Origin of the sequence: Vibrio sp. FE10, assembly GCF_030297155.1 — a bacterium.
Taxonomy (GTDB): domain Bacteria; phylum Pseudomonadota; class Gammaproteobacteria; order Enterobacterales; family Vibrionaceae; genus Vibrio; species Vibrio apostichopi.
Map to the genome: position 1 here is coordinate 770,285 of NZ_AP028067.1, position 24,419 is coordinate 794,703.

Annotated in this window: 21 protein-coding genes; 14 read left to right on the top strand and 7 right to left on the bottom strand. The window is 41.6% G+C overall.

Annotated elements, in window-relative coordinates; genetic code table 11:
• Window positions 1-10: 10 nt before the first annotated feature.
• Entirely contained in the window at window positions 11-904 is an 894-nt protein-coding gene (gene panE, locus QUF19_RS03415; protein ID WP_286295985.1) for a 2-dehydropantoate 2-reductase, read from the bottom strand.
• Between the two features lie 110 nt (window positions 905-1,014).
• The gene (locus QUF19_RS03420) at window positions 1,015-1,812 is read right to left on the bottom strand and encodes a nucleoside-specific channel-forming Tsx family protein (protein ID WP_286295987.1); all 798 of its coding nucleotides are present in this window, start codon (window positions 1,810-1,812) and stop codon (window positions 1,015-1,017) included.
• A 586-nt stretch (window positions 1,813-2,398) separates the two neighbouring features.
• Here QUF19_RS03420 and QUF19_RS03425 point away from each other — a divergent pair.
• Complete coding sequence (locus QUF19_RS03425; RefSeq protein ID WP_286295990.1) at window positions 2,399-3,739, top strand: DUF4397 domain-containing protein; 1,341 nt, start codon at window positions 2,399-2,401, stop codon at window positions 3,737-3,739.
• Window positions 3,740-3,816: 77 nt separating this feature from the next.
• Here QUF19_RS03425 and QUF19_RS03430 read toward each other — a convergent pair whose 3' ends face one another.
• The 4 genes from QUF19_RS03430 to QUF19_RS03445 all read right to left on the bottom strand — a co-directional run bounded on the left by QUF19_RS03430 (window position 3,817) and on the right by QUF19_RS03445 (window position 7,566).
• Entirely contained in the window at window positions 3,817-5,175 is a 1,359-nt protein-coding gene (locus QUF19_RS03430) for an AmpG family muropeptide MFS transporter (protein WP_286295995.1), read from the bottom strand.
• 54 nt (window positions 5,176-5,229) lie between these two features.
• Window positions 5,230-5,778 carry a peptidylprolyl isomerase gene (locus tag QUF19_RS03435; protein WP_286295998.1) on the bottom strand — a complete coding sequence of 183 codons (549 nt, stop codon included), beginning with the start codon at window positions 5,776-5,778 and terminating at the stop codon, window positions 5,230-5,232.
• Window positions 5,778-6,347 (bottom strand): YajG family lipoprotein, encoded by a 570-nt coding sequence (locus tag QUF19_RS03440; protein ID WP_286296000.1) that lies wholly within the window; start codon window positions 6,345-6,347, stop codon window positions 5,778-5,780. Before QUF19_RS03440 ends, QUF19_RS03435 begins: the two co-directional genes overlap by 1 nt.
• A gap of 67 nt (window positions 6,348-6,414) precedes the next feature.
• Complete coding sequence (locus QUF19_RS03445) at window positions 6,415-7,566, bottom strand: methyltransferase (protein WP_102437463.1); 1,152 nt, start codon at window positions 7,564-7,566, stop codon at window positions 6,415-6,417.
• A gap of 175 nt (window positions 7,567-7,741) precedes the next feature.
• Between QUF19_RS03445 and bolA the strand changes: the two genes are divergently transcribed.
• The 9 genes from bolA to nqrM all read left to right on the top strand — a co-directional run bounded on the left by bolA (window position 7,742) and on the right by nqrM (window position 15,859).
• On the top strand, window positions 7,742-8,050 hold the full coding sequence (gene bolA, locus QUF19_RS03450; protein ID WP_017064186.1) for a transcriptional regulator BolA: 309 nt from the start codon (window positions 7,742-7,744) through the stop codon (window positions 8,048-8,050).
• Window positions 8,051-8,570: 520 nt separating this feature from the next.
• A complete protein-coding gene (locus QUF19_RS03455; protein WP_122054169.1) occupies window positions 8,571-9,911 on the top strand; it encodes a Na(+)-translocating NADH-quinone reductase subunit A in 1,341 nt (446 codons plus the stop codon).
• Window positions 9,912-9,916: 5 nt separating this feature from the next.
• Entirely contained in the window at window positions 9,917-11,161 is a 1,245-nt protein-coding gene (locus tag QUF19_RS03460) for an NADH:ubiquinone reductase (Na(+)-transporting) subunit B (protein ID WP_122054171.1), read from the top strand.
• Window positions 11,151-11,918 carry a Na(+)-translocating NADH-quinone reductase subunit C gene (locus QUF19_RS03465; protein ID WP_102437467.1) on the top strand — a complete coding sequence of 256 codons (768 nt, stop codon included), beginning with the start codon at window positions 11,151-11,153 and terminating at the stop codon, window positions 11,916-11,918. The genes QUF19_RS03460 and QUF19_RS03465 overlap by 11 nt, the downstream gene beginning before the upstream one ends.
• Entirely contained in the window at window positions 11,918-12,550 is a 633-nt protein-coding gene (locus QUF19_RS03470) for an NADH:ubiquinone reductase (Na(+)-transporting) subunit D (RefSeq protein WP_004735210.1), read from the top strand. Before QUF19_RS03465 ends, QUF19_RS03470 begins: the two co-directional genes overlap by 1 nt.
• A gap of 7 nt (window positions 12,551-12,557) precedes the next feature.
• Complete coding sequence (nqrE, locus tag QUF19_RS03475) at window positions 12,558-13,154, top strand: NADH:ubiquinone reductase (Na(+)-transporting) subunit E (protein ID WP_004735211.1); 597 nt, start codon at window positions 12,558-12,560, stop codon at window positions 13,152-13,154.
• 29 nt (window positions 13,155-13,183) lie between these two features.
• Window positions 13,184-14,410, top strand: coding sequence for an NADH:ubiquinone reductase (Na(+)-transporting) subunit F (gene nqrF / locus QUF19_RS03480; RefSeq protein WP_004735212.1), 1,227 nt, complete (start codon window positions 13,184-13,186; stop codon window positions 14,408-14,410).
• Window positions 14,411-14,583: 173 nt separating this feature from the next.
• On the top strand, window positions 14,584-15,588 hold the full coding sequence (locus tag QUF19_RS03485) for an FAD:protein FMN transferase (protein WP_286296026.1): 1,005 nt from the start codon (window positions 14,584-14,586) through the stop codon (window positions 15,586-15,588).
• Window positions 15,589-15,604: 16 nt separating this feature from the next.
• A complete protein-coding gene (gene nqrM / locus QUF19_RS03490) occupies window positions 15,605-15,859 on the top strand; it encodes a (Na+)-NQR maturation NqrM (RefSeq protein WP_017104444.1) in 255 nt (84 codons plus the stop codon).
• 198 nt (window positions 15,860-16,057) lie between these two features.
• Here the strand turns inward: nqrM and QUF19_RS03495 are convergent, their stop codons facing one another.
• Window positions 16,058-17,287 (bottom strand): GGDEF domain-containing response regulator, encoded by a 1,230-nt coding sequence (locus tag QUF19_RS03495; protein ID WP_286296027.1) that lies wholly within the window; start codon window positions 17,285-17,287, stop codon window positions 16,058-16,060.
• Between the two features lie 317 nt (window positions 17,288-17,604).
• Here QUF19_RS03495 and QUF19_RS03500 point away from each other — a divergent pair, with 317 nt between their 5' ends.
• Genes QUF19_RS03500 through QUF19_RS03515 form a run of 4 tightly spaced genes read left to right on the top strand, consistent with a single transcriptional unit; the run spans window position 17,605 to window position 24,412 of the window.
• Window positions 17,605-18,825, top strand: coding sequence for a site-specific integrase (locus QUF19_RS03500; RefSeq protein ID WP_286296028.1), 1,221 nt, complete (start codon window positions 17,605-17,607; stop codon window positions 18,823-18,825).
• Window positions 18,818-21,064, top strand: a complete 2,247-nt coding sequence (locus tag QUF19_RS03505) for a hypothetical protein (protein WP_270000030.1) — start codon at window positions 18,818-18,820, stop codon at window positions 21,062-21,064. The genes QUF19_RS03500 and QUF19_RS03505 overlap by 8 nt, the downstream gene beginning before the upstream one ends.
• 11 nt (window positions 21,065-21,075) lie before the next feature.
• On the top strand, window positions 21,076-23,883 hold the full coding sequence (locus tag QUF19_RS03510; RefSeq protein WP_286296029.1) for a hypothetical protein: 2,808 nt from the start codon (window positions 21,076-21,078) through the stop codon (window positions 23,881-23,883).
• Window positions 23,870-24,412 carry a hypothetical protein gene (locus QUF19_RS03515; RefSeq protein ID WP_102579653.1) on the top strand — a complete coding sequence of 181 codons (543 nt, stop codon included), beginning with the start codon at window positions 23,870-23,872 and terminating at the stop codon, window positions 24,410-24,412. Before QUF19_RS03510 ends, QUF19_RS03515 begins: the two co-directional genes overlap by 14 nt.
• Window positions 24,413-24,419 lie beyond the last annotated feature (7 nt).

Consider the following 24,419-nt stretch of genomic DNA (forward strand, 5'->3'; position numbering starts at 1 on the left):
CCGTTGCTGACTAATCTTGATGATTCCAGCTATTTTCTCGTTCTTTAACCTGAGCGAAGAGCTTTTGGTTAACCGGAACTTCTATCTGATGCTTAAGCGCGGTTTTTATTAGGTGTCCGGTAATGAAGTCGATTTCTGTTTTTCGTTGGTAAAACACATCTTGCTTCATTGAGGAATTGTTCTTAGCTGTCGCTTGAATAACCTTATTGACGCTTGTCTCTAATTCGTCGAAGGAACAAGTAATACCCTCAGCCTGCATCACTTGTGTGAGTTCTTTAATTATAGAACTCAAAACTTCGCTAAACCTTTGGTCAGCAAGCTCTCCGTTTTTGACTTGTTCCAACCCTGTCAGTGGGTTGATGGCACAATTGATGGCGAGCTTAGTCCATAGCGCTGTTTTTATTTCTGGATTCCAACTCACGGCAGGTAAGGCATGTTCCAACACATCAACTAAAAAAGTGCACTGTTGACCCTTGAGGTTAAAAGCCCCCAATTGTGTTTGGCCGATTCCTGTGTGGGATACATTGTTGCGGTTGGGTTTGAATGCCGCTTGGGTGGTGGTCGCCAATACTACCGGATGACCATCAATTTGAGTGGCTATATCGTCAACCGCGCCCATTCCGTTGTGCATGAACATGAGAATGGTATCAGGCTCGAGATATTGAAGCAGCGGGGTAGTTGCTTCTTCTACTTGCCAAGCTTTGACCGTGAAGATGACTAGATCACTTTCCGATAGCTTTTCGATATTGTGGTTACTGAAAGAAAGGGAAGCTTGTTCATCTAATGATAGTTTCATTGAGTCGTCAGCGGAGCGACCCCACAAAGATACATTATGACCCGCTTGAAGTAGTTTTATCGCCCACAAAGAGCCAATAGCCCCAGGCCCAACAATCGTGATGTTCACAGCAATACCGAGATAAGAAAGTGATGCTGCAAGGATAGCGAGGCATTAAATGAAAGCAATAAAAAATGGCACCCGAGGGTGCCATTTAGGAAGTTTTCTTAGAAGTTCGATTAGAACTTGTAAGTTACTGCTACGTAGTGACCGAAGCCTGTCGTTTTACCTGCTAGGCCGTCATCTTTAAGACCGTATACGTCTTTGTAACCTTTTAGACCGTAACCAACCGCGAAGCTGTCAGAGTGCCAGTAGATACCGTTGAACATAGCACCACCGTTAGTAGTGTTAAGTGCAGCGAAGTCGTCATCCATGCCGAATTGGTAATCGATGTAACCTTGGTAAGAGATGAACGAACCGTTTTCAAAGAAGTAGAATGGTTTGAACCAGTTCATAGAAACTTGGTAACCGTTCCAGTCTTTAATTTTTGAGTCGTATGTACCGTAAAGGTTTAGGCCTACTTTGCCAAACCAAGGAACCATTACGTCAGAACCAAGGCCCACTTTTTGAGTGTTTACACCACCGTTTGAACCATCCCACTCCATAAGAGTAGCAACGTATAGCTCTTGAACTGGACCGAAAGAAAGGTCTTTACCAGTTAGTCCGTCTAGAGACATACGAGGTGCGAACTTCATAAAGATTTTTGAGTCTGCGTCAGCTTTGTCGCTGCCAGGATCAGACGTTAGGTTGAACACATCAACGTAACCGTAAAGATCGAAGATACCAGAGCGGCCGCCGAATTCCATTTCTAGGTAATCATGAGTTGATTCACCTGGAAGCTCGTCAATTGCAGCCATAAGGTTGAATTGAAGCCATTTGTAATCGTTCTTGTGAATGTCGCCGTCAGAATAATCCGCTGCCATTACTGGAGCAGATGTTGCTGCAAGTAGGCCAAGAGTTAAAAGTGATTTACGCATAATGGAACTCTCTATGTTTAAAATAAGTAACCCGCTAATCCGTGCGTGTTTGTATGTCCGAATGCCGAGCATAATAGCGATTTTGTTCTCAAATAAAAGTGAGACGGAGTGAAAACTATAATTATTATAGTGAGGTTGATCACACTAATGATCTAAATGATGGAACTTTAAGTCAGTAATGCATCTTGATGCACCACTAATTCTATTGATTTTGTGAAATTCGATTATTTTATGGATAAATTGGTGAATTACTGCCCTAAGCAAACGATTCTACTGAATAGAGTGACATGCATATCAAAATCAACAGTATTCCTTTCCAAGGCTTTTCGCGCTGAAAAGTGACTAATTCAAATCACCCTCCATTCTGTGTTTGATCTATTTTTGACCAACTTCGTAATGGTGTTGGAATCAATTGATGAACAACTCATGTGATGAGTAATCTGGAATTCGAGCCTCATTACTTTTCAAGCTACAGATATATTTGAGACAGTTCACAGCACTAAATACCGAGAGAGTGTTTAAAGATTTTTACTGAGCTTATCTTTTTGTGTGACGAACTGGTCTAATTTTTTTGGAGAGAAGACCGATGAAATATTCACCATTATTAGCGGTAGCAATTTCAGCGCTGTTCATTGTTGGGTGTGATGACGACGATGAACCAACAACACAACTGCAAGCCGTGCATGCATCACCCGACGCGCCCTTAGCTAATGTTATCGTAAATAGTCAGGCTCGTTGGACTGGCGTTGATTATGCTCAAGCGTCTGGTTACACCTCTGTCGACCAGGGGCAGACATCAGTACAAGTCGATGTGCAATTACCTGGTGATGCTGTCGCCACAGTGATTCCTCAAAGCCAATTCGATTTGAGCGGTGACTTAGATTACACCGTCATGGTGGTCGGCGATGCCGATGGCTCTAATAATCCTGTAGAGGCTTTAGTTGTTACACGCCCTGCAGAGGGGACGGCAACAAGCTCAAGTTTAGACGTGCAAGTTGTACATGCAGCAACAGGAGTTGGTGATGTGAACCTGTATGTTACCGGGCCGAGTGATCCGTTAGGTGCGCCGCTTGGGACTCTTGGTTACAAAGATTTTACTGATGTGCTGAATATCCCAGCTGGTCAGTACCGAATAAGATTAGAAACAGTGAGCGGAAGTGCTATTGCTTTTGATTCTGGGGAGATAACGCTTTCTGGTGGCAGTGAACTTACTATTGCAGCGGTACCAAGAGCTGACTCAAACAGTGCATCTCCGGTGAAGTTGATGGTGATGGACGGTAGCGGTTCATCTTTAATTTACGACATGGCAGAAACTGCCGAAGTAAGAGTCGGGCATTTAGTTAATGGAGCGCCGGATGTAGATCCATTTGTGAACGGAGCTGCATTTGCACCTCTTGCTGATTTGATGTTTAAAGAGATCCGTGGATTTCTAGATTTAGCCGTAGGCACTTACGATATTGATATCTTTGCTGATGGTACAACAACCAACGCATTGATTGATGCAGATGGAGTGGCTGTATTTGCTGGCATGGATTACAGCATCTATGCCGTGGGGACAGTGTCTCCATTGAACTTGGAAGCACTTGTAATCCCTGAGAACCGTCGTCCGGTAGCGACTAGCGCAGTATTGAATATTACCCATGCGGCGGCAAACCCAATTGCAGCTTCGGTAGATATTTACTTGACCGAGAATACGGGTATTGCTGGCAGCACCCCTGCGCTGAGCGATGTGAAATTCAAAGATTATGTGAATGGTATTTATGTTGCGGCGGGGTCTTACTTTGTGACGATTACGGTCGCGGGTCAACCGTCGGTTGTGGCAATTGATTCTGCTCCTGCTACCTTGGCTGATGGTGTGGTGTATCAAGTCGTGGCGATTGATGACGGAACGGGTTTTAATCTTATAGTGAGTGATACAACAGATTAGCTCTTGTTAAATTGATAGCGACAAAGTAAAAGAGGGTAGCGTGATGCTACCCTCTTTCTATTCTGTTTCTTTTTATCTTATTCGTGATTGTTTTTGGCTTTTTCTAATAAATCCGTGAAAAAGTGACGTAACGAATAGAGCATGATCAAACTCGGAATCACCATTAATGACGTCAGTATAAAGAAGGTTGACCAATCATTGAGGAAGTCGACGAGCTCGCCACTGAATGAAGCCAGTGTTGTTCGACCGAAATTACCCAAGGACGCTAACAAGGCATATTGTGTCGCTGAGAAGGCTTGCCCTGTTAATAGTGTTAAGAAAGACACAAATGCGACGGTCGAGAAAGCGGTAGTGAAATTATCGACAATAATCGTTGCCAAGAATAAGTTTTCATTTGGCCCTACTTGAGCTATCCATGCAAACATTAGGTTGCTGGCTGCCATTGCTACGCCGCCAATCATTAGCCCACGTACAATACCAAATTTCACATTGAAGACACTGCCTAACAAGGTGAAGAATATTGTTGCGCCCCAACCAATTAATTTGGAGTAGTGGCCGATTTGTTCATTGCTAAAGCCGATCTCTTTATAGAAGGGAATCGACATTCTACCTAAGAAGGCTTCACCAATCTTAAATAGGAATACGAAGAGCAATAGAGTAATGGCAACTTGAACACCGTTACGCTTAAAGAAATCGTAGAACGGCTCTAGTACCGTTACGCTAAACCAAGCGACGACTTTTGAACCCACCACCTTACTATGTCGCTGCTGTGCTTCTTGTTGTAGCGCTTCACGTTGTGTTGTTGGTTCACCGACAAATAAAGTGAATAGCATCAGAATAATCACAACGCCAGCCATGCCGTAGTACACGCCATTCCAACCGATAGTATCGGCATTGATAAAGGCGAGATAACCCGGAAGAGAATAACCCGTCCACCATCCCATCACGGCCATTGCGGATGCTTGCGGCAGTTTTGATGCTTCGGATTTTGGGAAGGTATCAATACGAAATGCATCAATCGCGATGTCTTGTGTGGCTGAGGCAATAGCAATAGCGAGCGCTAACATTGAGGTAAACGCCAAATTATCTGCGGGATTGACGCCTGCGATGAATAAGGTGCCGATTAAAACAATGGTTTGGCAGAAAAAGATCCAACTGCGGCGCTGGCCGAGTATTGCGTGAAGCACCGGCAGTTTTACTCGGTCTACCAATGGTGCCCATAAAAAGTTAATGGCATAGACGGCAAATACACTACCGAAATAACCGATCGCAGCACGAGTTAAGCCAGCATCTTTTAGCCAGCCAGACATGTTAGAGCCGATAAGAACCCAAGGAAAGCCACTCGAACAACCCAGCATAAACACCCAAAGTAGACGTTTATCTAGGTAGCTACGGAAGGTCTGCATCCAAGAAAGAGAGGGAGTGCCAGATGACATGGGGCGTCCTTGTATAGAAAAACGCCCTTAAGAGATTAAGGGCGCTGTATGAGATTACTTAAGAAGTGTTACTTTGTTGATGATGATAGGGTCTGATGGGATATCTGACATACGACCGATTCGCTTAGTTGGAATGGTTGCCATCTTTTGTACGACATCGAAACCTTCAGTCACCGTACCGAAAACAGCGTAACCAGGGTTGCCACCTTTTGCATTCAAGAAGTCGTTATCCGAAAAGTTGATAAAGAACTGACGAGTCGCAGAATCTGGCGCGTTAGTACGAGCCATTGCAATCGTTGCTGTATCATTTTTTAGACCGTTACTGCCTTCATTTTTGATCGGAGCATAAGTCGCTTGTTGATTCATATCTTGATCAAAGCCGCCACCTTGCGCCATAAATCCAGGGATAACACGGTGGAAGATAGTGCCTTCGTAGCTGCCATCTTCAACGTATTTTAGGAAGTTAGCCACACTAATAGGTGCTTGCTCTTGGTTTAGCTCGATAGTGAAGTCGCCTAATGTCGTCTCTACGTTGACTTTAGGGGTAGCCCAAACGCTCACGCTAACCAGCATTAATGCAATAGAAGTTAGAATACGGCTCATTAGAAACGTTCCTTCATGTAGTTTTGTAGTTCAGGATCGTTCGCGATTTCAGTAAGAACCAAGTTGATCACATCGTTTAGAACCATTGAGATGTCTTCGTTTGAAGCACTTAATGCACCAGTACGAGTTGCAGTACCGTTGAATGTTTTAACGAGCTTACCTTCAGGTGTCTCAGCCGTGACTTCAAGTGTCACTTTACCGTCCATTTGGTTTTCCATAATGGTGTGTTCTACGGTAACAAGTGCTTCTTGAATCTCTAAAACAATTGAGTTTTCACTGTTTACGCTTGCACGGAAACCTTGAGAGTCCAGTTGTTTTGCTAATGCGTCCTCTAGAGAAATACGCATGTTCTGTTTAGCGTGAATCGGCTGGATATTTGAACGGCCACTATCAACCAAGGCTACATACTGAGCGGCACGAACATCTTTGCTCGTTAGTGTGTATGTTTTGTCTTGAACGATGTTGCTTGAGCTTAGTGAAGCTTCTGGCATTACGTTGATCTGTTCTTGCTGAGGGGCTGAACAGGCAGTCAGAGCCATGATAGAAGCAGCCAAAATCAGTTTTTTCATTCCTTTATCCTTTCTAAATTCACACCAGAAGCTCGGTATCTTAAATTCTTATAAAGCAGTCTACTGCCTATTTATTAAAATTAGCAGGCTCTCTTGTTGCCTGTAATATCTCAAATTTTTGGTTCAATTCAAGCGTTTCGACGTTAGCTTCACCAAATAATCTTGCTAGTTTGACATCGTATCCGAGGTGTCGGTTACCAATAACAATTAATTTACCTCCGTTACTAAGAACATGCTTTGCATCACAGAACATTTGCCACGCAATGTGATCAGTGATCGCTTGCTGTTGATGGAACGGAGGATTACACATAACTAAGTAGGTGCTGTTTTTCTTAAAGCCATCTAAACAGTTATTTGCGATGAACTGGAAGTTACCTTCTTCGCCAAGATTGTCTTTTACGTTTTGGCGCGCAGATTCCACCGCCATGAAGCTTTCGTCTACACAGGTAATACGAGCTTGTGGGTTTAACTGACCTGCTTTCACACTCAGTACACCATTACCACAACCCAAATCAATTATGTGACGTAATTCTGGATCTTGTGGAATGTGTTCCAACATATAACGAGCGCCTTGATCGAGTGCCTCGCCTGAGTAAACATTTGGTAAATTTTTCAAGCGAATATCTTCACCGTCCACATCCCATTCAACATAAGGCTCTACCGTTTGAATTGGTTGGCAGTTTGGAGACGAGAACACAAGGCGATGCTTTTTCTTAGCTAGAGAGGTTTTGGTTTCACCCAGATACTTTTCAAACAGGTTCAGTGTTGAAGTGTGGATCTCTTTAACTTTATTCACACCAATTACTTGGCAGCCTTCAGGCAGTGCTTGGCGCAACTGACTCAACTGCCATACAAGGTGGCGGTTGGTTTTCGGCAATTGCATGATCACAAGGTCGATACCGTGTGGGATATCATCCATCGTGTTTAAAAAGTTCACACGGTTGCTCTGATTACGTTGCAAGTTTTTTAGCGTTCCGCGATGAGAGATAAAAGAGTCACTCATCATGGTCACGTCATGATCTTTTGAGAACCAAGCGGATAGGGCGCCAAAACTGTCGTTCATGATCAGGATGTGTTTACCAGGTTCAAGATTCATCTCTTCAACATGGCTAATCAGGTATTCGTCGCCGGCATCCCAAGCTTGAAGGGTTTCATTTGAACGGTTGGGGAAACGATTTAGGGTTAAAGTTCTATCGTGAAGGGTAAGTTCAGTTTTCATTGCTTGAGATACTTATGTAAGAAATAACAAAGATATTGTCTCAAATGCAGCCTGAACAAGATATAAAAAACTCGACTAAACCCCTCGAGTCAGCGATGAAATACTCAGACAGTCGGTTAGTTAGGGTTTATACTGGAGCGACAGATAATGCCAATACGCTATTTAAGGAATCACAATGATCCAAGAAGTTATCGAAACAAAATTGCACAATGAGTTTTCACCAAGTCATTTAAACGTGGTGAATGAGAGCTATATGCACAATGTTCCGGCTGGTTCTGAGAGTCATTTTAAAGTGATTGTTGTCAGCGATGTGTTTGAAGGTTTGCGTCTTATTGCTCGTCACCGAGCGGTAAATAAAGCACTTTCAGAAGAACTGGCGAATAATATTCACGCGCTATCCATTCATACCTATACAAAAGATGAATGGATGAAGCAGCTAGATAACGTGCCAGATAGCCCTATGTGTATGGGCGGTGGCAAGTAATAGATTCAATACATATAAAGAGAGGTGGTTATGCCGCCTCTTTTGTCATCAAAACTATGTGTTTTTAGGTTTATATCACTCAGATTGATGTCAAATTGAGCTGTCAAAAATACCTACAATGAGTAATGTTTTTATTAACAGTGTTTCAACATAACTCGTAAAATATTAGTTTGTGACAGAGTATTAATCTCTTGTTTAAAACACGATTCAAAAGCCATTTTATCTGTGCGGCTCGTCAAATTTATACATATTTGAGAGTCCATATGCTTCAAATCTCACCAAATAAAGGCCGTATTCAAGTTATTGGTCATGGCATCAAGTTGTCAAAAAATGCTAGAATACGGCACCTGATAAATCTCACATAATTAGTGTGATGAATTTATTAAGATAATGTTGCGATTTTGGTATCTCAAATCTACCGAAACCGGACACTGTAATGTCGTGTCTAAGGGCGGAATAAAACGTCCTGAATTTACGCAATTAAAAGAATCTTTTTCCCGATAAAGTAGTGCAAGTGCGTATGATTACAATAAAGAAGGGTTTGGATCTTCCTATCGCAGGAACTCCATCCCAGGTGATTAATGATGGTAAGTCCATCACTAAAGTCGCCTTGCTTGGCGAAGAGTACGTTGGTATGCGTCCTACGATGCATGCTCGCGTTGGTGATGAAGTGAAGAAAGGCCAAGTTCTTTTTGCAGATAAAAAGAACCCAGGTGTTGTATTTACTTCTCCAGCAAGCGGTAAAGTTATTGAAGTGAACCGTGGTGCTAAGCGTGTTCTTCAATCAGTAGTGATTGAAGTAGCAGGCAATGAGCAAATCACGTTCAATAACTATGAAGCTAACCAACTAGTAGGCCTTGACCGTGAAACGGTTAAAGCTCAGTTAGTTGAGTCTGGCGCATGGACCGCTTTGCGAACTCGTCCGTTCAGCAAGGTTCCAGCCATTGATTCTGAAACTCAGGCTATTTTCGTAACTGCTATGGATACTAATCCGCTAGCAGCTGAGCCAGAATTAATCATTAACGAGCAGTCTGATGCTTTCGTTGCTGGTTTAGATCTTCTTTCAATTCTGACTAACGGTAAAGTGTACGTTTGTAAAAAAGGTACTAGCTTACCTCGTTCAGCTCAGTCTAACGTTGAAGAACATGTTTTTGATGGCCCACACCCTGCAGGTCTTGCAGGCACGCATATGCATTACCTATACCCGGTAAATGCACAAAATGTAGCGTGGAGCATTAACTACCAAGATGTTATCGCATTCGGTAAGCTTTTCCTTACTGGTGAGATTTACTCTGAGCGTGTTGTTTCTCTGGCTGGTCCAGTGGTGAACAACCCACGTCTAGTTCGTACTCAACTTGGTGCTAGCCTTGAAGAGTTGACAGACAGCGAGTTAATGCCAGGTGAAGTTCGTGTGATTTCTGGTTCTGTACTTACGGGTACTGAAGCAACAGGTTCACATGCTTACCTTGGTCGTTACCATCAGCAAGTTTCTGTTCTACGTGAAGGTCGTGATAAAGAGCTATTCGGCTGGGCTATGCCTGGTAAGAACAAGTTCTCTGTTACTCGTTCATTCCTTGGTCACATGTTTAAAGGTCAGTTGTTCAACATGACAACGACAACAAACGGTAGTGACCGCTCAATGGTTCCAATTGGTAATTACGAGCGCGTAATGCCTCTAGATATGGAACCAACATTGCTGCTTCGTGATCTATGTGCAGGCGACATTGATAGTGCTCAAGCACTTGGTGCGCTAGAACTAGACGAAGAAGATGTAGCATTGTGTACCTTTGTATGTCCAGGTAAATACGAGTACGGTCAACTACTTCGTGAATGCCTAGATACGATTGAGAAGGAAGGGTAATTTTCATGGGCCTTAAAAAGTTTCTTGAAGACATCGAGCATCATTTTGAGCCAGGTGGTAAACACGAGAAGTGGTTTGCGCTTTACGAAGCAGCAGCGACAGTGTTCTACACGCCAGGTCTTATCACAAAGAAAAGCTCACACGTTCGTGATAGCGTTGATTTAAAACGTATCATGATCATGGTTTGGTTCGCGGTATTCCCAGCAATGTTCTGGGGTATGTACAACGCGGGTGGCCAAGCTATCGCTGCACTTAACCATATGTACGCAGGCGCTGAATTAGTTTCTGTTATCGATGGTAACTGGCACTACTGGCTAACCGAAATGCTTGGAGCCTCCTTAGGGCCCGATGCAGGTGTTGGCAGCAAGATGCTACTTGGTGCGACATACTTCCTACCTATTTACGCAACGGTATTTATCGTTGGTGGTTTCTGGGAAGTTCTGTTCTGTATGGTGCGTAAGCACGAAGTAAATGAAGGTTTCTTTGTTACTTCTATCTTATTTGCGCTTATCGTTCCGCCAACTCTTCCTCTATGGCAAGCAGCACTAGGTATTACCTTCGGTGTTGTTGTAGCGAAAGAGATCTTCGGTGGCACGGGTCGTAACTTCCTGAACCCTGCACTTGCTGGCCGTGCGTTCCTATTCTTTGCATACCCTGCACAGATTTCAGGTGACGTAGTTTGGACTGCTGCAGATGGTTTCTCTGGTGCAACTGCTCTTAGCCAATGGGCTCAAGGCGGCGGTAGCGCACTAATGAACGTAACATCTGGTGAAGCAATCACTTGGATGGACGCATTCATTGGTAACATCCCAGGTTCTATCGGTGAAGTATCGACTCTTGCACTTATGATTGGTGCAGCGATGATTGTTTACATGCGTATCGCTTCATGGCGCATCATTGCTGGTGTAATGATCGGTATGATTGCTGTGTCTACGCTGTTCAACGTGATCGGTTCTGATACTAACGCAATGTTCAGCATGCCTTGGCACTGGCACCTAGTTCTAGGTGGCTTCGCGTTCGGTATGTTCTTCATGGCGACAGACCCAGTATCAGCTTCATTTACCAATAAAGGTAAGTGGTGGTACGGAATCCTAATCGGCGCAATGTGTGTAATGATTCGTGTAGTTAACCCTGCATATCCAGAAGGCATGATGCTTGCGATTCTATTCGCAAACCTATTTGCTCCTCTGTTTGACCACGTTGTAATCGAGAAGAACATTAAGCGGAGACTAGCGCGCTATGGCAAGTAATAACGATAGCATTAAAAAGACGCTGTTTGTTGTTATCGCATTGAGCCTAGTGTGCTCAATCATCGTTTCAACAGCTGCAGTTGTTCTTAAACCTAAGCAGCAAGCTAACGCAGTTCTGGATCAGCAAACTAAGATCCTTGAAGTTGCGGGTATTGAGCTTGCAGGTGATATTCCAGCACTGTACGCAGAGAACATCGAACCTCGTCTAGTTGATTTCGCTACTGGCGATTTCGTTGACGGCGATGCTGCTGCATACGACCAACGTAAAGCGGCAAAAGATCCTGCTGAGTCAATCAAGCTTTCAGCTGAAGATGACATCGCTAAGATCATTCGTCGTGCTAACACGGGTACTGTATACCTTGTGAAAGATGGCGCTGAAACTTCTAAAGTTATCATCCCTGTTCACGGTAACGGCCTATGGTCAATGATGTACGCATTCGTTGCGGTAGAAACTGATGGAAACACAGTTTCTGGTATCACTTACTACGAGCAAGGTGAAACTCCTGGACTTGGTGGTGAAGTTGAGAACCCAACTTGGCGCGCTCAATTCGTTGGTAAGAAATTATTCGACGAAAACCACAAACCTGCTATTCAGGTTGTTAAAGGTGGCGCTCCTCAAGGTTCTGAGCACGGTGTAGATGGCCTTTCTGGTGCAACACTGACTAGCGTTGGTGTTCAACATACATTTGACTTCTGGTTAGGTGATATGGGCTTTGGTCCGTTCCTAGCAAAAGTTCGTGACGGAGGTCTGAACTAATGTCTAGTGCAAAAGAAATTAAAAAGAGCATCTTAGCGCCTGTGTTGGATAACAACCCAATCGCGCTACAGGTTCTTGGTGTGTGTTCTGCTCTTGCGGTAACCACTAAGCTAGAAACAGCATTTGTTATGACAATCGCGGTAATGTTCGTTACTGCTCTGTCTAACTTCTTCGTTTCTTTAATCCGTAACCACATTCCTAACAGTGTGCGTATCATCGTTCAGATGGCAATTATCGCATCATTAGTAATCGTGGTAGACCAAGTGCTTAAAGCATACTTATACGATATCTCTAAACAGCTATCTGTATTCGTTGGCCTAATCATTACTAACTGTATTGTAATGGGTCGTGCTGAAGCATTCGCAATGAAGTCTGCTCCAATCCCATCGTTCATCGATGGTCTTGGTAACGGTCTTGGTTACGGTTTCGTTCTTATCACTGTTGGTTTCTTCCGTGAGCTTCTAGGCTCTGGCAAACTATTTGGTATGGAAGTACTACCTCTAGTGAGCAACGGTGGTTGGTATCAGCCAAACGGCTTGATGCTTCTAGCACCTTCAGCATTCTTCCTAATTGGTTTCTTGATTTGGGCAATTCGTGTGTTCAAACCAGAACAAGTAGAAGCGAAGGGGTAAGGTAGTCATGGAACATTATATTAGTCTGCTAGTTAAATCGATTTTCATCGAAAACATGGCGCTTTCTTTCTTCCTAGGTATGTGTACATTCCTAGCGGTTTCTAAGAAAGTTAAAACTTCTTTTGGTCTTGGTGTTGCGGTAGTTGTAGTACTTACAATCGCTGTTCCTGTAAACAACCTTGTTTACACACACATCCTAAAAGAAAATGCACTTGTTGCCGGTGTCGATTTAAGTTTCCTTAACTTCATCGCATTCATCGGTGTTATCGCTGCACTTGTACAAATCCTAGAGATGGTTCTAGACCGTTTCTTCCCACCTTTGTACAACGCACTAGGTATCTTCCTTCCTCTGATCACAGTTAACTGTGCAATCTTTGGTGGTGTATCTTTCATGGTAACTCGTGACTACAACTTTGCTGAATCTGTTGTTTACGGCTTCGGTTCTGGTGTGGGTTGGATGTTAGCTATCGTTGCTCTTGCGGGTATCCGTGAGAAGATGAAGTACTCTGACGTACCTCCAGGTCTACGTGGCCTTGGTATCACGTTCATTACTGTTGGTTTGATGGCGTTAGGCTTTATGTCTTTCTCTGGTGTTCAACTGTAGGGTAAGCACCCAGTAATAAGGAATAACAAATGCAAAGCATTATTCTTGGCGTAGCGATGTTTACCATTATTGTATTGGCTCTAGTATTAGTGATTCTTTTCGCTAAATCTAAGCTAGTACCATCAGGTGACATCACTATTGCTGTAAACGGCGACCCTGAGAAGGCGATCGTTACTCAACCTGGTAGTAAGCTACTTGGTGCTCTTGCTGGTGCAGGCATCTTCGTATCTTCTGCTTGTGGTGGCGGTGGCTCTTGTGGTCAGTGTCGTGTAAAAGTTAAGTCTGGCGGTGGCGATATTCTACCTACAGAACTTGATCACATCACAAAAGGCGAAGCTCGTGAAGGCGAACGTCTTGCATGTCAAGTTGCTATGAAAACTGACATGGAGATTGAGCTAGACGAAGACATCTTTGGTGTTAAGAAGTGGGAATGTACTGTTATCTCTAACGATAACGAAGCTACTTTCATCAAAGAGTTAGCACTTGCTATCCCTGAAGGCGAAGAAGTACCTTTCCGTGCCGGTGGTTACATTCAGATTGAAGCTGAACCACATCACGTGAAATACGCAGATTACGATATTCCTGACGAATACCGTGGTGACTGGGATAAGTTCAACTTGTTCCGTTACGAGTCTATCGTTAAAGAGCATTCGATCCGTGCTTACTCTATGGCTTCATACCCAGAAGAGAAAGGCATCATCAAGCTTAACGTGCGTATCGCAACTCCGCCGCCAAACAACCCTGACGTAGCTCCTGGTGTGATGTCTTCATACATCTGGTCTCTTAAAGAAGGCGACAAATGTACTATTTCTGGTCCATTTGGTGAGTTCTTTGCTAAAGACACAGACAATGAAATGGTATTCATCGGTGGTGGTGCAGGTATGGCGCCAATGCGTTCACATATCTTCGACCAACTTAAGCGTCTTAACTCTACTCGTAAGATGTCTTACTGGTACGGTGCACGTTCTAAGCGTGAGATGTTCTACATTGAAGACTTCGACGGCCTAGCGGCTGCAAACGAAAACTTCGTGTGGCACTGTGCACTGTCTGATCCTCAACCAGAGGACAACTGGGACGGTTACACAGGTTTCATCCATAATGTACTGTACGAAAACTACCTGAAGGATCACGAAGCTCCTGAAGACTGCGAGTACTACATGTGTGGTCCACCAATGATGAACGCGGCTGTTATCGGCATGCTGAAAGATCTTGGTGTAGAAGATGAAAACATCCTACTAGATGACTTCGGTGGTTAATCCATTTAAGTGATTGATATTATGGCTGACTCCTACGAGTCAGCCATTTGTTTTTCTAAAGCTCGTTTTGACAACATACTGGCTTATATAAGAAAGAGTAAGGTATTTTTAAGACCTATATTTACTCTTATTTTTCCTTATATAAATCCTCAACATTAGACAGGAGTAAGCAAGTGAGAATTTGGCTTGTTGCATTAACTTCTTTGATTTTTCTTGCTGGCTGTGAAAAGCCGATTGAGCAAGTGCATTTAAGTGGCCCAACGATGGGTACTAGCTACAATATTAAATACATCAATGGTGATGAGTTCCCTGAGTCTAAAGAGATTCACACCGAGATTGATCGCTTACTTGAAGAAGTAAATGATCAGATGTCGACTTACCGTGAAGACTCAGAGTTAAGCCGTTTTAATCAGCACAAGGGCGCAGACCCATTTGAAGTTTCTGAGCAAACTGCGATTGTAGTGAAAGAAGCTATTCGTTTGAACGGTCTTACTGAAGGAGCGTTGGATGTTACTGTTGGTCCTTTAGTGAACTTGTGGGGTTTTGGCCCAGAAGCACGTCCAGAAGTTGTTCCAACTGACGAAGAACTTGCTGCTCGTAAAGCGAAGGTGGGTATCCATCACCTAAGCATTGAAGGCAACAAGCTCACCAAGGATCTACCGAACTTGTATGTCGATCTTTCGACAATTGCAAAAGGTTGGGGTGTTGACGTTGTAGCTGACTATCTTGATTCAATTGGCATTCACAACTACATGGTTGAAATTGGCGGTGAAATTCGCTTGAAAGGTCTAAACCGTGACAATGTAGGTTGGCGCATAGCGATTGAGAAACCAAGTGTAGAAGAGCGTACTATTCAAGAGATCATCGAACCGGGTGATATGGCGATTGCAACCTCTGGTGACTATCGTAACTATTTCGAGCGTGATGGTGTTCGTTACTCACACATCATCAACCCAGAAACAGGTAAACCTCTTCATCACAAAGTGGTTTCTGTGACTGTTTTAAACCCGTCTTCAATGACTGCAGACGGCTTATCTACTGGCCTTATGGTCTTAGGTGAAGTAAGAGGAATGGAAATCGCTAACCAGCATAACATCCCAGCGTTTATGGTGGTTAAAACAGCAGATGGCTTTAAAGAAATTGCTTCAGAAGCATTTAAGCCATACTTAGGTAAATAAGGTAAGCGAGAGAATTATGAATACATTTCTGATTACATTTGGTGTTTTTCTTGCCGTGATCACAGCAATGTCGATTGGCTATATTGTCCAAAAGAAAGTTGTGAAGGGTAGCTGTGGTGGTTTAGGCGCTGTCGGTATCGACAAAGTCTGTAATTGCCCAGAACCTTGTGATGCGCGTAAAAAGCGCGAAGCACGTGAAGCTTACCGAGTTGAAAAACTGGCTGAGCGTCAAGAAAAAGAAGCGGCTTGGAGCAAGGATCGTATCGCTTAATTGGTGATAACGATTGATGCTAGTTTTCCTTAATTAGTCCTTAACTAATGGGTAATCTAGCTCTCTAAACGTAAGAGCTCAAGGCATTGTCTTGAGCTCTTTTGGTATCTACAGACTTAAACGCTTAAAGTGAAAACCGTATAAGCCTGCCTATAAAGGGTTTGGCTGTTATATCTGTCTATCTATATAGCTAACTACCTATGAACTCTTATTTCGAGCGCATACAAGCTGGTTTCTACCTTGTTCTTTGGCCGTATAAAGCAGTTCGTCGGCTGCTTTTATTTGTTCATCTAGCTTGCCGTTTAAATCCGTGACACCAATGCTGATGCTGACTTTAATGCTTTGGGATTCATGAATCACTTCATGATCTTCTATTGCTACTCTCATTGATTCTAGGTTATCAACGAAGCTTTCAAACGACCCACATGACTGAATACAAAACTCTTCACCGCCAAAACGAACGGCCACATCATCGTTGAAGTGATCCTTGATGATACTGCCCACAGCAACCAGTACCGCATCGCCACCATCATGGCCGAAGGTATCGTTCACTTTCTTGAAAAAGTCGATATCCATCATCGCGATATTACGTTCTTCACAGCCTTTGCACGATTGATTGAACAAGTAGCGACGGTTCCATAGCCCCGTGAGTGCATCCTCATTGGCATGACGAAACAGTTCATTGGTCGCTTCTTTCATATCGAGAAGTTGGTGAATACGACAGAAAAACTCTTCTTGGTTAAATGGCTTATAGAGGAAGTCATTGGCGCCCGCTTTAAGGAAGCGTGCGGTCATGGTGCGATCGTCACTGCCTGATAACCCAAGAATAGCGAGTTGGTTTCGATCGTGGTGTACTCGAATGTCACGAGTCATCGATATGCCATCTTTTTTAGGCATGTCATGATCGGTAACGACAAACGTGATATCAGGATCGTTGCGTAGAAGCTCTAGCGCTTGTTCGCCATCTTCCGCTTGAATCGTTTGAATGTATTGATGTTCGAGGAGCTGAACGACATATCGGCGAACCACCGCAGAATCATCAACGACTAACGCTTTATGGTGTCGATTATTCGAGATTCGATTAACCAGAGGAAGTAAGTAACTGACCGATGACATACTGTCTTTGAGGATGTAATCAAGCACACCTTTGGCGAGAACTTGCTCTCGAAGTGTGTTGTTAAACATGCCAGTGAGTACAATGATTTTTTGTTGGTAACCGAGTACCAAATCAATGATTTCACCATCTTGGCCATCGGGTAGGCAGTAATCTAATACAGCACACAAGAAATCCGTTTCTTGCTCTAAGATCGCTTTCGCTTCCTTAATAGACTCTGCGAGTGCGACTTCATAGCCACTGTTTTTTAATTGCTGGTATAGATAGTTTCGGAATGCTCGACTGTCTTCTACCACTAGTATTTTTTCACTCAAAAGCTATCCCTACTTATAGACTAAATACTCCTTACAATACTATCAGAAGAGTGGACTGCTGTTGAAGTGAAACCTCTTGAGCTGGACACGAGATCATTTTAAATCGCGGGATAATTGATTATACTGTTCATAGATACAGTTGTAAGGTTGAGTTATTCCTAAATGTGCAGTGCAGACCAAGATAAAATCAGAAAAATAATCCATGTCGATATGGATTGTTTTTAAACTAGCAGGTGTTAATTATTGGGGAAAGTTGTAATTGAATTAATGCCTACTACACTTCAACCAAAGGGTGGCAATTTTGGGGTTGAAAATGTATGCAGCGTATTCATGATAAATCACATAATGGTCATTGGATTTACCTTTACGATAATGATGTTCCTATTCTTCTACCTTGTCTCTATTGTCGATACACTTATGTGACTGGTCTTTCGGTTGTTCATGAAAAAAAACGTATTGAAGGCAAAGGCAATTTCGAGTTCTTACTCAAAGAGGATGAGATTGGAGGTGATGCTCAATATGTACGTGGACATCAACTTGGCCTGTTCTTAGAATGGATAGAAGATTATAACCACCCTTCCGTTACCCTTGCGTGGCATACCGCCCTTCCTGCCGAGTTCATTAATGAATATATAAATGAATACCTCATTGTAGAAAAGCAAAAAAGCGAAGTCGTTGTGAACAAAGCCATTACTTCCCTTTGTAGCTATTACCATTGGTTGACTTACTTTTTCGATACAAACTTTAAAAAGATATTTATTTTCTCTGAATATAGAGCATTAGCTAGAGGAAATAATAAGTCTAATCTCATTGTCAAATACTTTCTTCCTGCGACAAGGGAGCTCCTTTATCGACATACAGACAGTTTGCTAGAGGAAATTGTTCTTCGAAATGGTGGGGAGTTAGGGTGCAGGACTTCTGAGAACCGAGGGTTTTATTTGGCTGATTTTAAAGCTGACGGCAAAATCCGTCTGGGTTTACAGAGCTTATTTAAGAAATTGAAAGAATCACCTGAAAAGGAAGAGTTTGAGTACCACCTCTCTTCTATGGATGTGAAATACGGCTCTGCGCGAACACTCTATATTCCTCGTACTCACCTAGAATTGATGGAGCGTTACTGCAATACGGAGCGCCCAGAGTCAGCGTCGAATCATTTGCTTGTTTCTAACTCTAGCAATTACACGAAAGGAGAAGAGGTTAGCAGAAGGTACGGAAGTGCTACTTTTTCTAAGACACTGAAGAAGCTGTTAAAGGTAATGAGTGAAAACCCAGAGGCTTATTCAGGTTATCAAATGTTAGATGAGGACAATGTTTACCATCATTTAAGGCATTCGTTTGGAACAGATATTTTCCACTATTTATGTGTTGCTGCTAAAAAAAATTACGAGTCAATCACAACAGAATCAAGAGTTTATATTGAAACCGCTCGGCGTCTTGGCCATAAGGTAGATGGTAAGCACGCTAACCAAACAACAAAAATCTACATTCATGCTTGTGGAGAGCGAGAAGCTCTATTAATAGAGGTGGTTAATGGATAAAGCGCTTTCAAGTTCTGAGATAGAAGAGCGATTAAAGCATGACTTTAAAAAAGAACAATCAGTTACTGCATTTGAATTGCCTTTTACAGCTACTTCAATAATAGTGCCTAAAACGGAACAATATGCTTCGCACATACTATTATTGGATGATATTAACACGCCTGATAAGGTGATTATATATAAAGCAATGATTGCTGTTTATAATTATGTGTTCTTTGATAAAAGTGCAGCTGTAACAGCTAAAGATGTTTTCTCATCAGCAGCAAAACCCTTCATTTCATGGTTAAATTCTTACAAAATTAATAATCGTTACGAAATTTTAAGGCGTTATGAATCTGATCGTATGGATGAGCTTGATAATCATGGTGGTTATAGCCCACTAAGAGCCCTCAATTCTATTATTGGGTATGCAATTGAATCGGAAGCTCTTAGTAAAGAGTTGAGTAGCGAAGATTATACATTTCTTATTGAACTAAGAAAGACGAAACCTGCACCTAACTTAAACAAATCACAAAAATCCATAGCGAGTTATTTCGGTGCGTTAGACTGGTTGAGAAGAGAAGATATTGGCATTGGGGGTGAGTTATATTCGGCTTTAGCTTCACCGAAGTTAGCCATCAATTCATTAAGTTTGACAGCTGCAACTTTGATTATTGAACTTAAAGATTATAAAGATGAACTTCAAACATTGATCAAGAGTACCGAGCCTCAGTTAGCACCTTTGTTAGATTTGAATTTTAAAACTCTTTCACGGAGTAAAAAGCAATGTCTAATTGGGGAGATGGTTTATTTAATTGTGTGTGCTTATCATCGACTAGATAAACCATCATATACTCTTCAATCCGCTCTAGGAGTTTTGCTATTGTCGAATGCATCTAGTCAAAGTAGCTACTTCAATCTATTAAATGTATTAAAGAGTCAGACTGAATGCGATAGTTTATTTTTAAATAAAAAGTTCAATACGGATAAAGTTAATGCTGAATATTGTAGAGATAATTTCACCGCTATGAGAAATGGAACTCTTTTCTCAATTGATGTAGTTAAAAACTTATTGTGTAATGAAGTATCAAAAGCTGTCACCAAAATAGAAGAAGTTATGTTTGCGTGGATAATGGCAGGATTAATGGTACAGCCGACAGATATACCTAAAATTACTCATTCGGACTTCAGGTTAATGAAAGTTGGTGGTCGAGTGACACATATCGAATGTGAATACTTCAAAGGGAGGTCAAAGCTTTTTCACGCTACACGCTCCCTTTCAACTCGAACGCGAGAAGGAAAGGCATTATTGGTTGTAATGGAGCAACAAGAAGAAAGCCTACCTTTTTATACTAAGGTGGTTCTTTTTATAAGTAATGGTTTTAACTCACTTTTAGGGACTTTAAATTTACTGCTTCAATCAAGTAGTATTTCTATGGTGTTAAAAACCGTACACTCAAAGCAAAATATACCTTGTTTAATGCCCTTAACACTTTGCTCTCTGATATCGAATGGGATTCATACTATTAATTGTGTTGCAAACGCTAATAAAGTGGCATTAGAAGACAGACAAAAATTGGTAAGGCAATCACAATCTCCTTGTCAGTCAAATTTGTTTGGTTTTCAATTAATAAAAAATAGCGCAGTTCATGCTTTTAGCGATCCTTATACTTTAGACTACCTCATTAACCGAAACTCTCATTCAAACCAGACAGAGAAGGTTAACTACCTGACTGAAGATAATGAAGCGTGGATTAATAACTCAGGAAGAATTACTCGTGAGGTAATGTTTGATTTAATTCAAAATGTCTTTAATTTGGGCTTTGAGCGTGATGATGCAGAACAATTAAAACGATTTAACAGCGAATTTATGGCGGTGACAGAAAGTATCTCTTATAGGCATGAAGAAATGAACTCAAGACTTCGTATGATAACTGGACAGGGAAAAGGAAAAGTGAATGAAGTAGGAGTTCTCTCATTGAATGATAAAAATGAAAGCGAACCTTTATCTCCTATTTATGTAGTTGATAGCTCAATCACAGTTCTAAAGATGTATAACTACCTCCACGAATTTAAAAAAAATCACAAAAAGATACTTGCGAATAATCCAGACTTTTTGTTTAAGACTGTTATACCAACCGTTGAATGGATCGAGGGTACGCTCAAAAAGATGAGTAAACCATCACTACGAAAGGGTAGAGACCAATTTGATTTAATGATTAAGAATGGCGTAGTGATTAGCGTCTTTAATTCTATGTAGTTGGAGGTTATATGACATTAAGTGTACTAAATTATCAAATTGATAACTTTTGGCATGAGAAAAATCTAAAATTAAAGGCGAATCCGTTCTTTATAAATGAAAGAGGTGATTTTTACTCTGATGTTTGGAGTTTTAGTGCAAAACAATATGGCAATATAACAACGATTGATTTTTCATGGTTTGATTCACCTGAATATAGCTTAAGTTCAATTGCAACTTATATCAAAGATAATTGTGAGTATTTGTTAAGCAGTAAAGCATATGCGAAGCTGGCCTGTCTGGAAATGTTGACGCCATCTAATATTGCGTATGTCCAACCGACCTACCAAATGATGCTTCATTTATTTGCCTTTTTTAAAGAGAATAATGTTTCTATCCTAAATATATCACTAATGGAACCTTTCTGGACATCATTCATGGGACGAACGATAAGCCCACATGGTTTAGTGAATCGTGTATCAATACCTTCATATCGTGCCTCTATCAGACGAGTGTCTTTTCATAAAATAAGAAATTCACTAAAAGCATTAGGTGTGGTGGGGGTGATTGAACCTAAACTCACATTTAAAATAGTTGAAAAAAGTTTAAATGATGTATGCCAAACGCAGTATAGCACTACGCTAGCTGAGTATAAAAAAGGAGGTAGCTTTAACTTTCTTGGTTTAGAGCTTGGACAATATTATGTCGATTACTTGAATGGTGTTTATCAGCAGAATTTTCTTTATGTCTTAGTGTGTAAAAAAACCTTTGAACATTGCATTAATAAGTACTCTATTGGAAGTTTTGAATCAAAAACGAATAATCGTCTATTTAATGTAATGCTTTCTGCTGTGTTTGGTGGCGAGGATTATGCGCCTAATTCTCATACTAAAGGTATTAATCATATAGCACTTAAAGTTAATGCTGAAAATATCCTTTTTAATGAATACCTGAAGCATTTTGAAGCAGTGATGTCGTTAAAAGATAGTAATATTGAAGCTTTGGTTTATGAGCTAGGTTTATCTACTCGAAGCGATGCAATGGAATTAATTCGAGTCCTGATGTTACAAAAGCATTTAGGGTTGGATGGACATAAGACACCAGATGAGGTATGGCAAGGTTATTTATTGTCACTGGATCAGACTTTCTTAGGAAGTGAGTCCCTGAATGAAACTTTGGTGGAAGATCTGTATAAAAAAATGCAATTAATCATCGACAAGAAGAAATTAGAACAAACTCAGTTTCTAGTAGATATTCAAAAGTGGGCACTAGAGCAAATCTCCTATTCGGAGAATAAAACGTATGAAAACTTTAAAACGACACTCAACATTACACTATATGCAATGACAAGTTTAGTGGTTGCGTGGACTGGTTATCGAAGATCAGAATTTGGATTCCCACTGAGTGCTATACGTCCAGAACCTAATCTAGATATTTTAGATAATGCTCATGTGCCATTTTGTTTTAAATTAAAATGGCTTGTTCCTAAAACGAGTGGGTCAACTAAAATTAATCGAGAAATCACATCGCAGTGCTATCAAATTGCGGCACAATTGAATGATGTGTTTGGGAGTTCAAGCAATGAACCTTGCTTGTATCGGTTGGAAAATAATAATTTCAAAAAAGAAAAGTTAAACAATTCTGATGTTTGTATTAATAATAGAGTTATCGCTAATTGGAAAGGGTTTGTAGATTCTTATTCACCTTTTAATGACGTAGTTTTGTTAGACAGATTAATTCAAAAAGAGATTTGTCTGTTAACGAACACAGAACAAGAAAAGCTTAGGAAATTATCTTTGATGTATGAGGTCGGTAGCGCGCGTTATGAGAATTTATTAACTTGTGCCAAAGAGGTGAAAAAAGATTGGCTTCGTCTATCAAATTCCTCATTCAATGGAGCTAGAGCGCAAGAGCGTTTTAAATCTTCTTTAATTAAATATATGAAAGATAATGAAGTCGATAACATTAAACATCAGCAAATAATAGATACTTATCTTTCTGATGAAACTAAAAATCTATTGACGAGTAATTCGATAGATTTAAATGATAAAAAAACAGTTATGGATATAACCTCTGAAATATTAGAGGGGGTTCGCTATCCATCTGCTCATGCTTTTCGTCATATTTGGGCTGAAGCGGTATTAACGCGCTATCAGGGGGATGTAGGGGCAGTAATTCGCCATCAATTTGCTCATTTAGACAATTCATTCTTTATGGCGTACTTGAGAGACAAAGACGCACGGGGGCTGATGGCCTCGGCAAAACAACGCTATTTAAACACCATTGTTGAAACGTTGATTATCGAATCAAACCACATTGGTGAGCGGTATATCGGGGGGGTAGCCCAGTTTGTCAAAAAGGCTGTCCACTTAACACAGGTTAAAGATGAGAGCGAGCTCACTGAGAGTGAACGGCGTGCATTAAGCGAGGCGATTGCTGGGAGGATCATCGATATTCAACCGAGTCGATTTGCTACGTGTATTCCTCGTGATGGTGGCGAGAGCCGTGCCAAGTGCGCCCAAATGGGAAGCTTAAATCCACAGGATGCAAAACTCGAATTTTGTCTAAATTGTATGAATGCTTATATTTCGGAGGGGAATATCCGGGGAATTTGGCAAACAGTTCAACCAATGGTTAAAGAGGCAATGCAACCAAATGGGATTGGCTTTTTACTGGAATCTCACCTTCCTGCCTTAACATCAAGTTTAAGGCGAATCAAAGAGCTTCGAAACAGTAGGAATGAGGAAAGCGTAGACAAAATATTGTCAGCGATAGAGGATGCGGTCGATTCAATTAAGCGCAAAATGGCAGTGGAGGCAAAACAGTATGGCTACGAATGATCTGGATGAATTGTTCACCGATGACTTCCTTGATTCGCTGGATGATGATTCAACAGTTGAGCAGAGCGTCTCGGCCTCCTGGGTGGTTGATGACAAAGACCACACCACTTACAAAGCTTACCATGCGATTCTTGAGTTGAAGGCACAGGCAGAGAAAGCAATTGAGAACTTTGGTGAAGTCGAAACAACAAAAACGCCGAAATTCTACCAGTTGAAAAAGTCACATGTGGCTAAAGCAGTGGGCGTATCAGCACAGAGTATTTTTAACACATCCTCTTTCAGCCCTCATATTCGTACTTTCTTTGATGATATTAACGATGAGCTTCTTAAGCGGCATCAAACCGAACAGAAGAAACAAGTCAAACGGAAAAATACGGGACTTAGAAGGAAAAAGAAGGAGGCGGTTGTGGTGAGCCATCAAAGTCTAGAGAAGAAATACAATGCTCTCAAGGCTCTCACGACCAAAGAGGTGCTAAACCTTTCAATTGAGAAGATGCCAATCGATCTTAAGGCTAAGTTAGGCTTGTAAATAAACC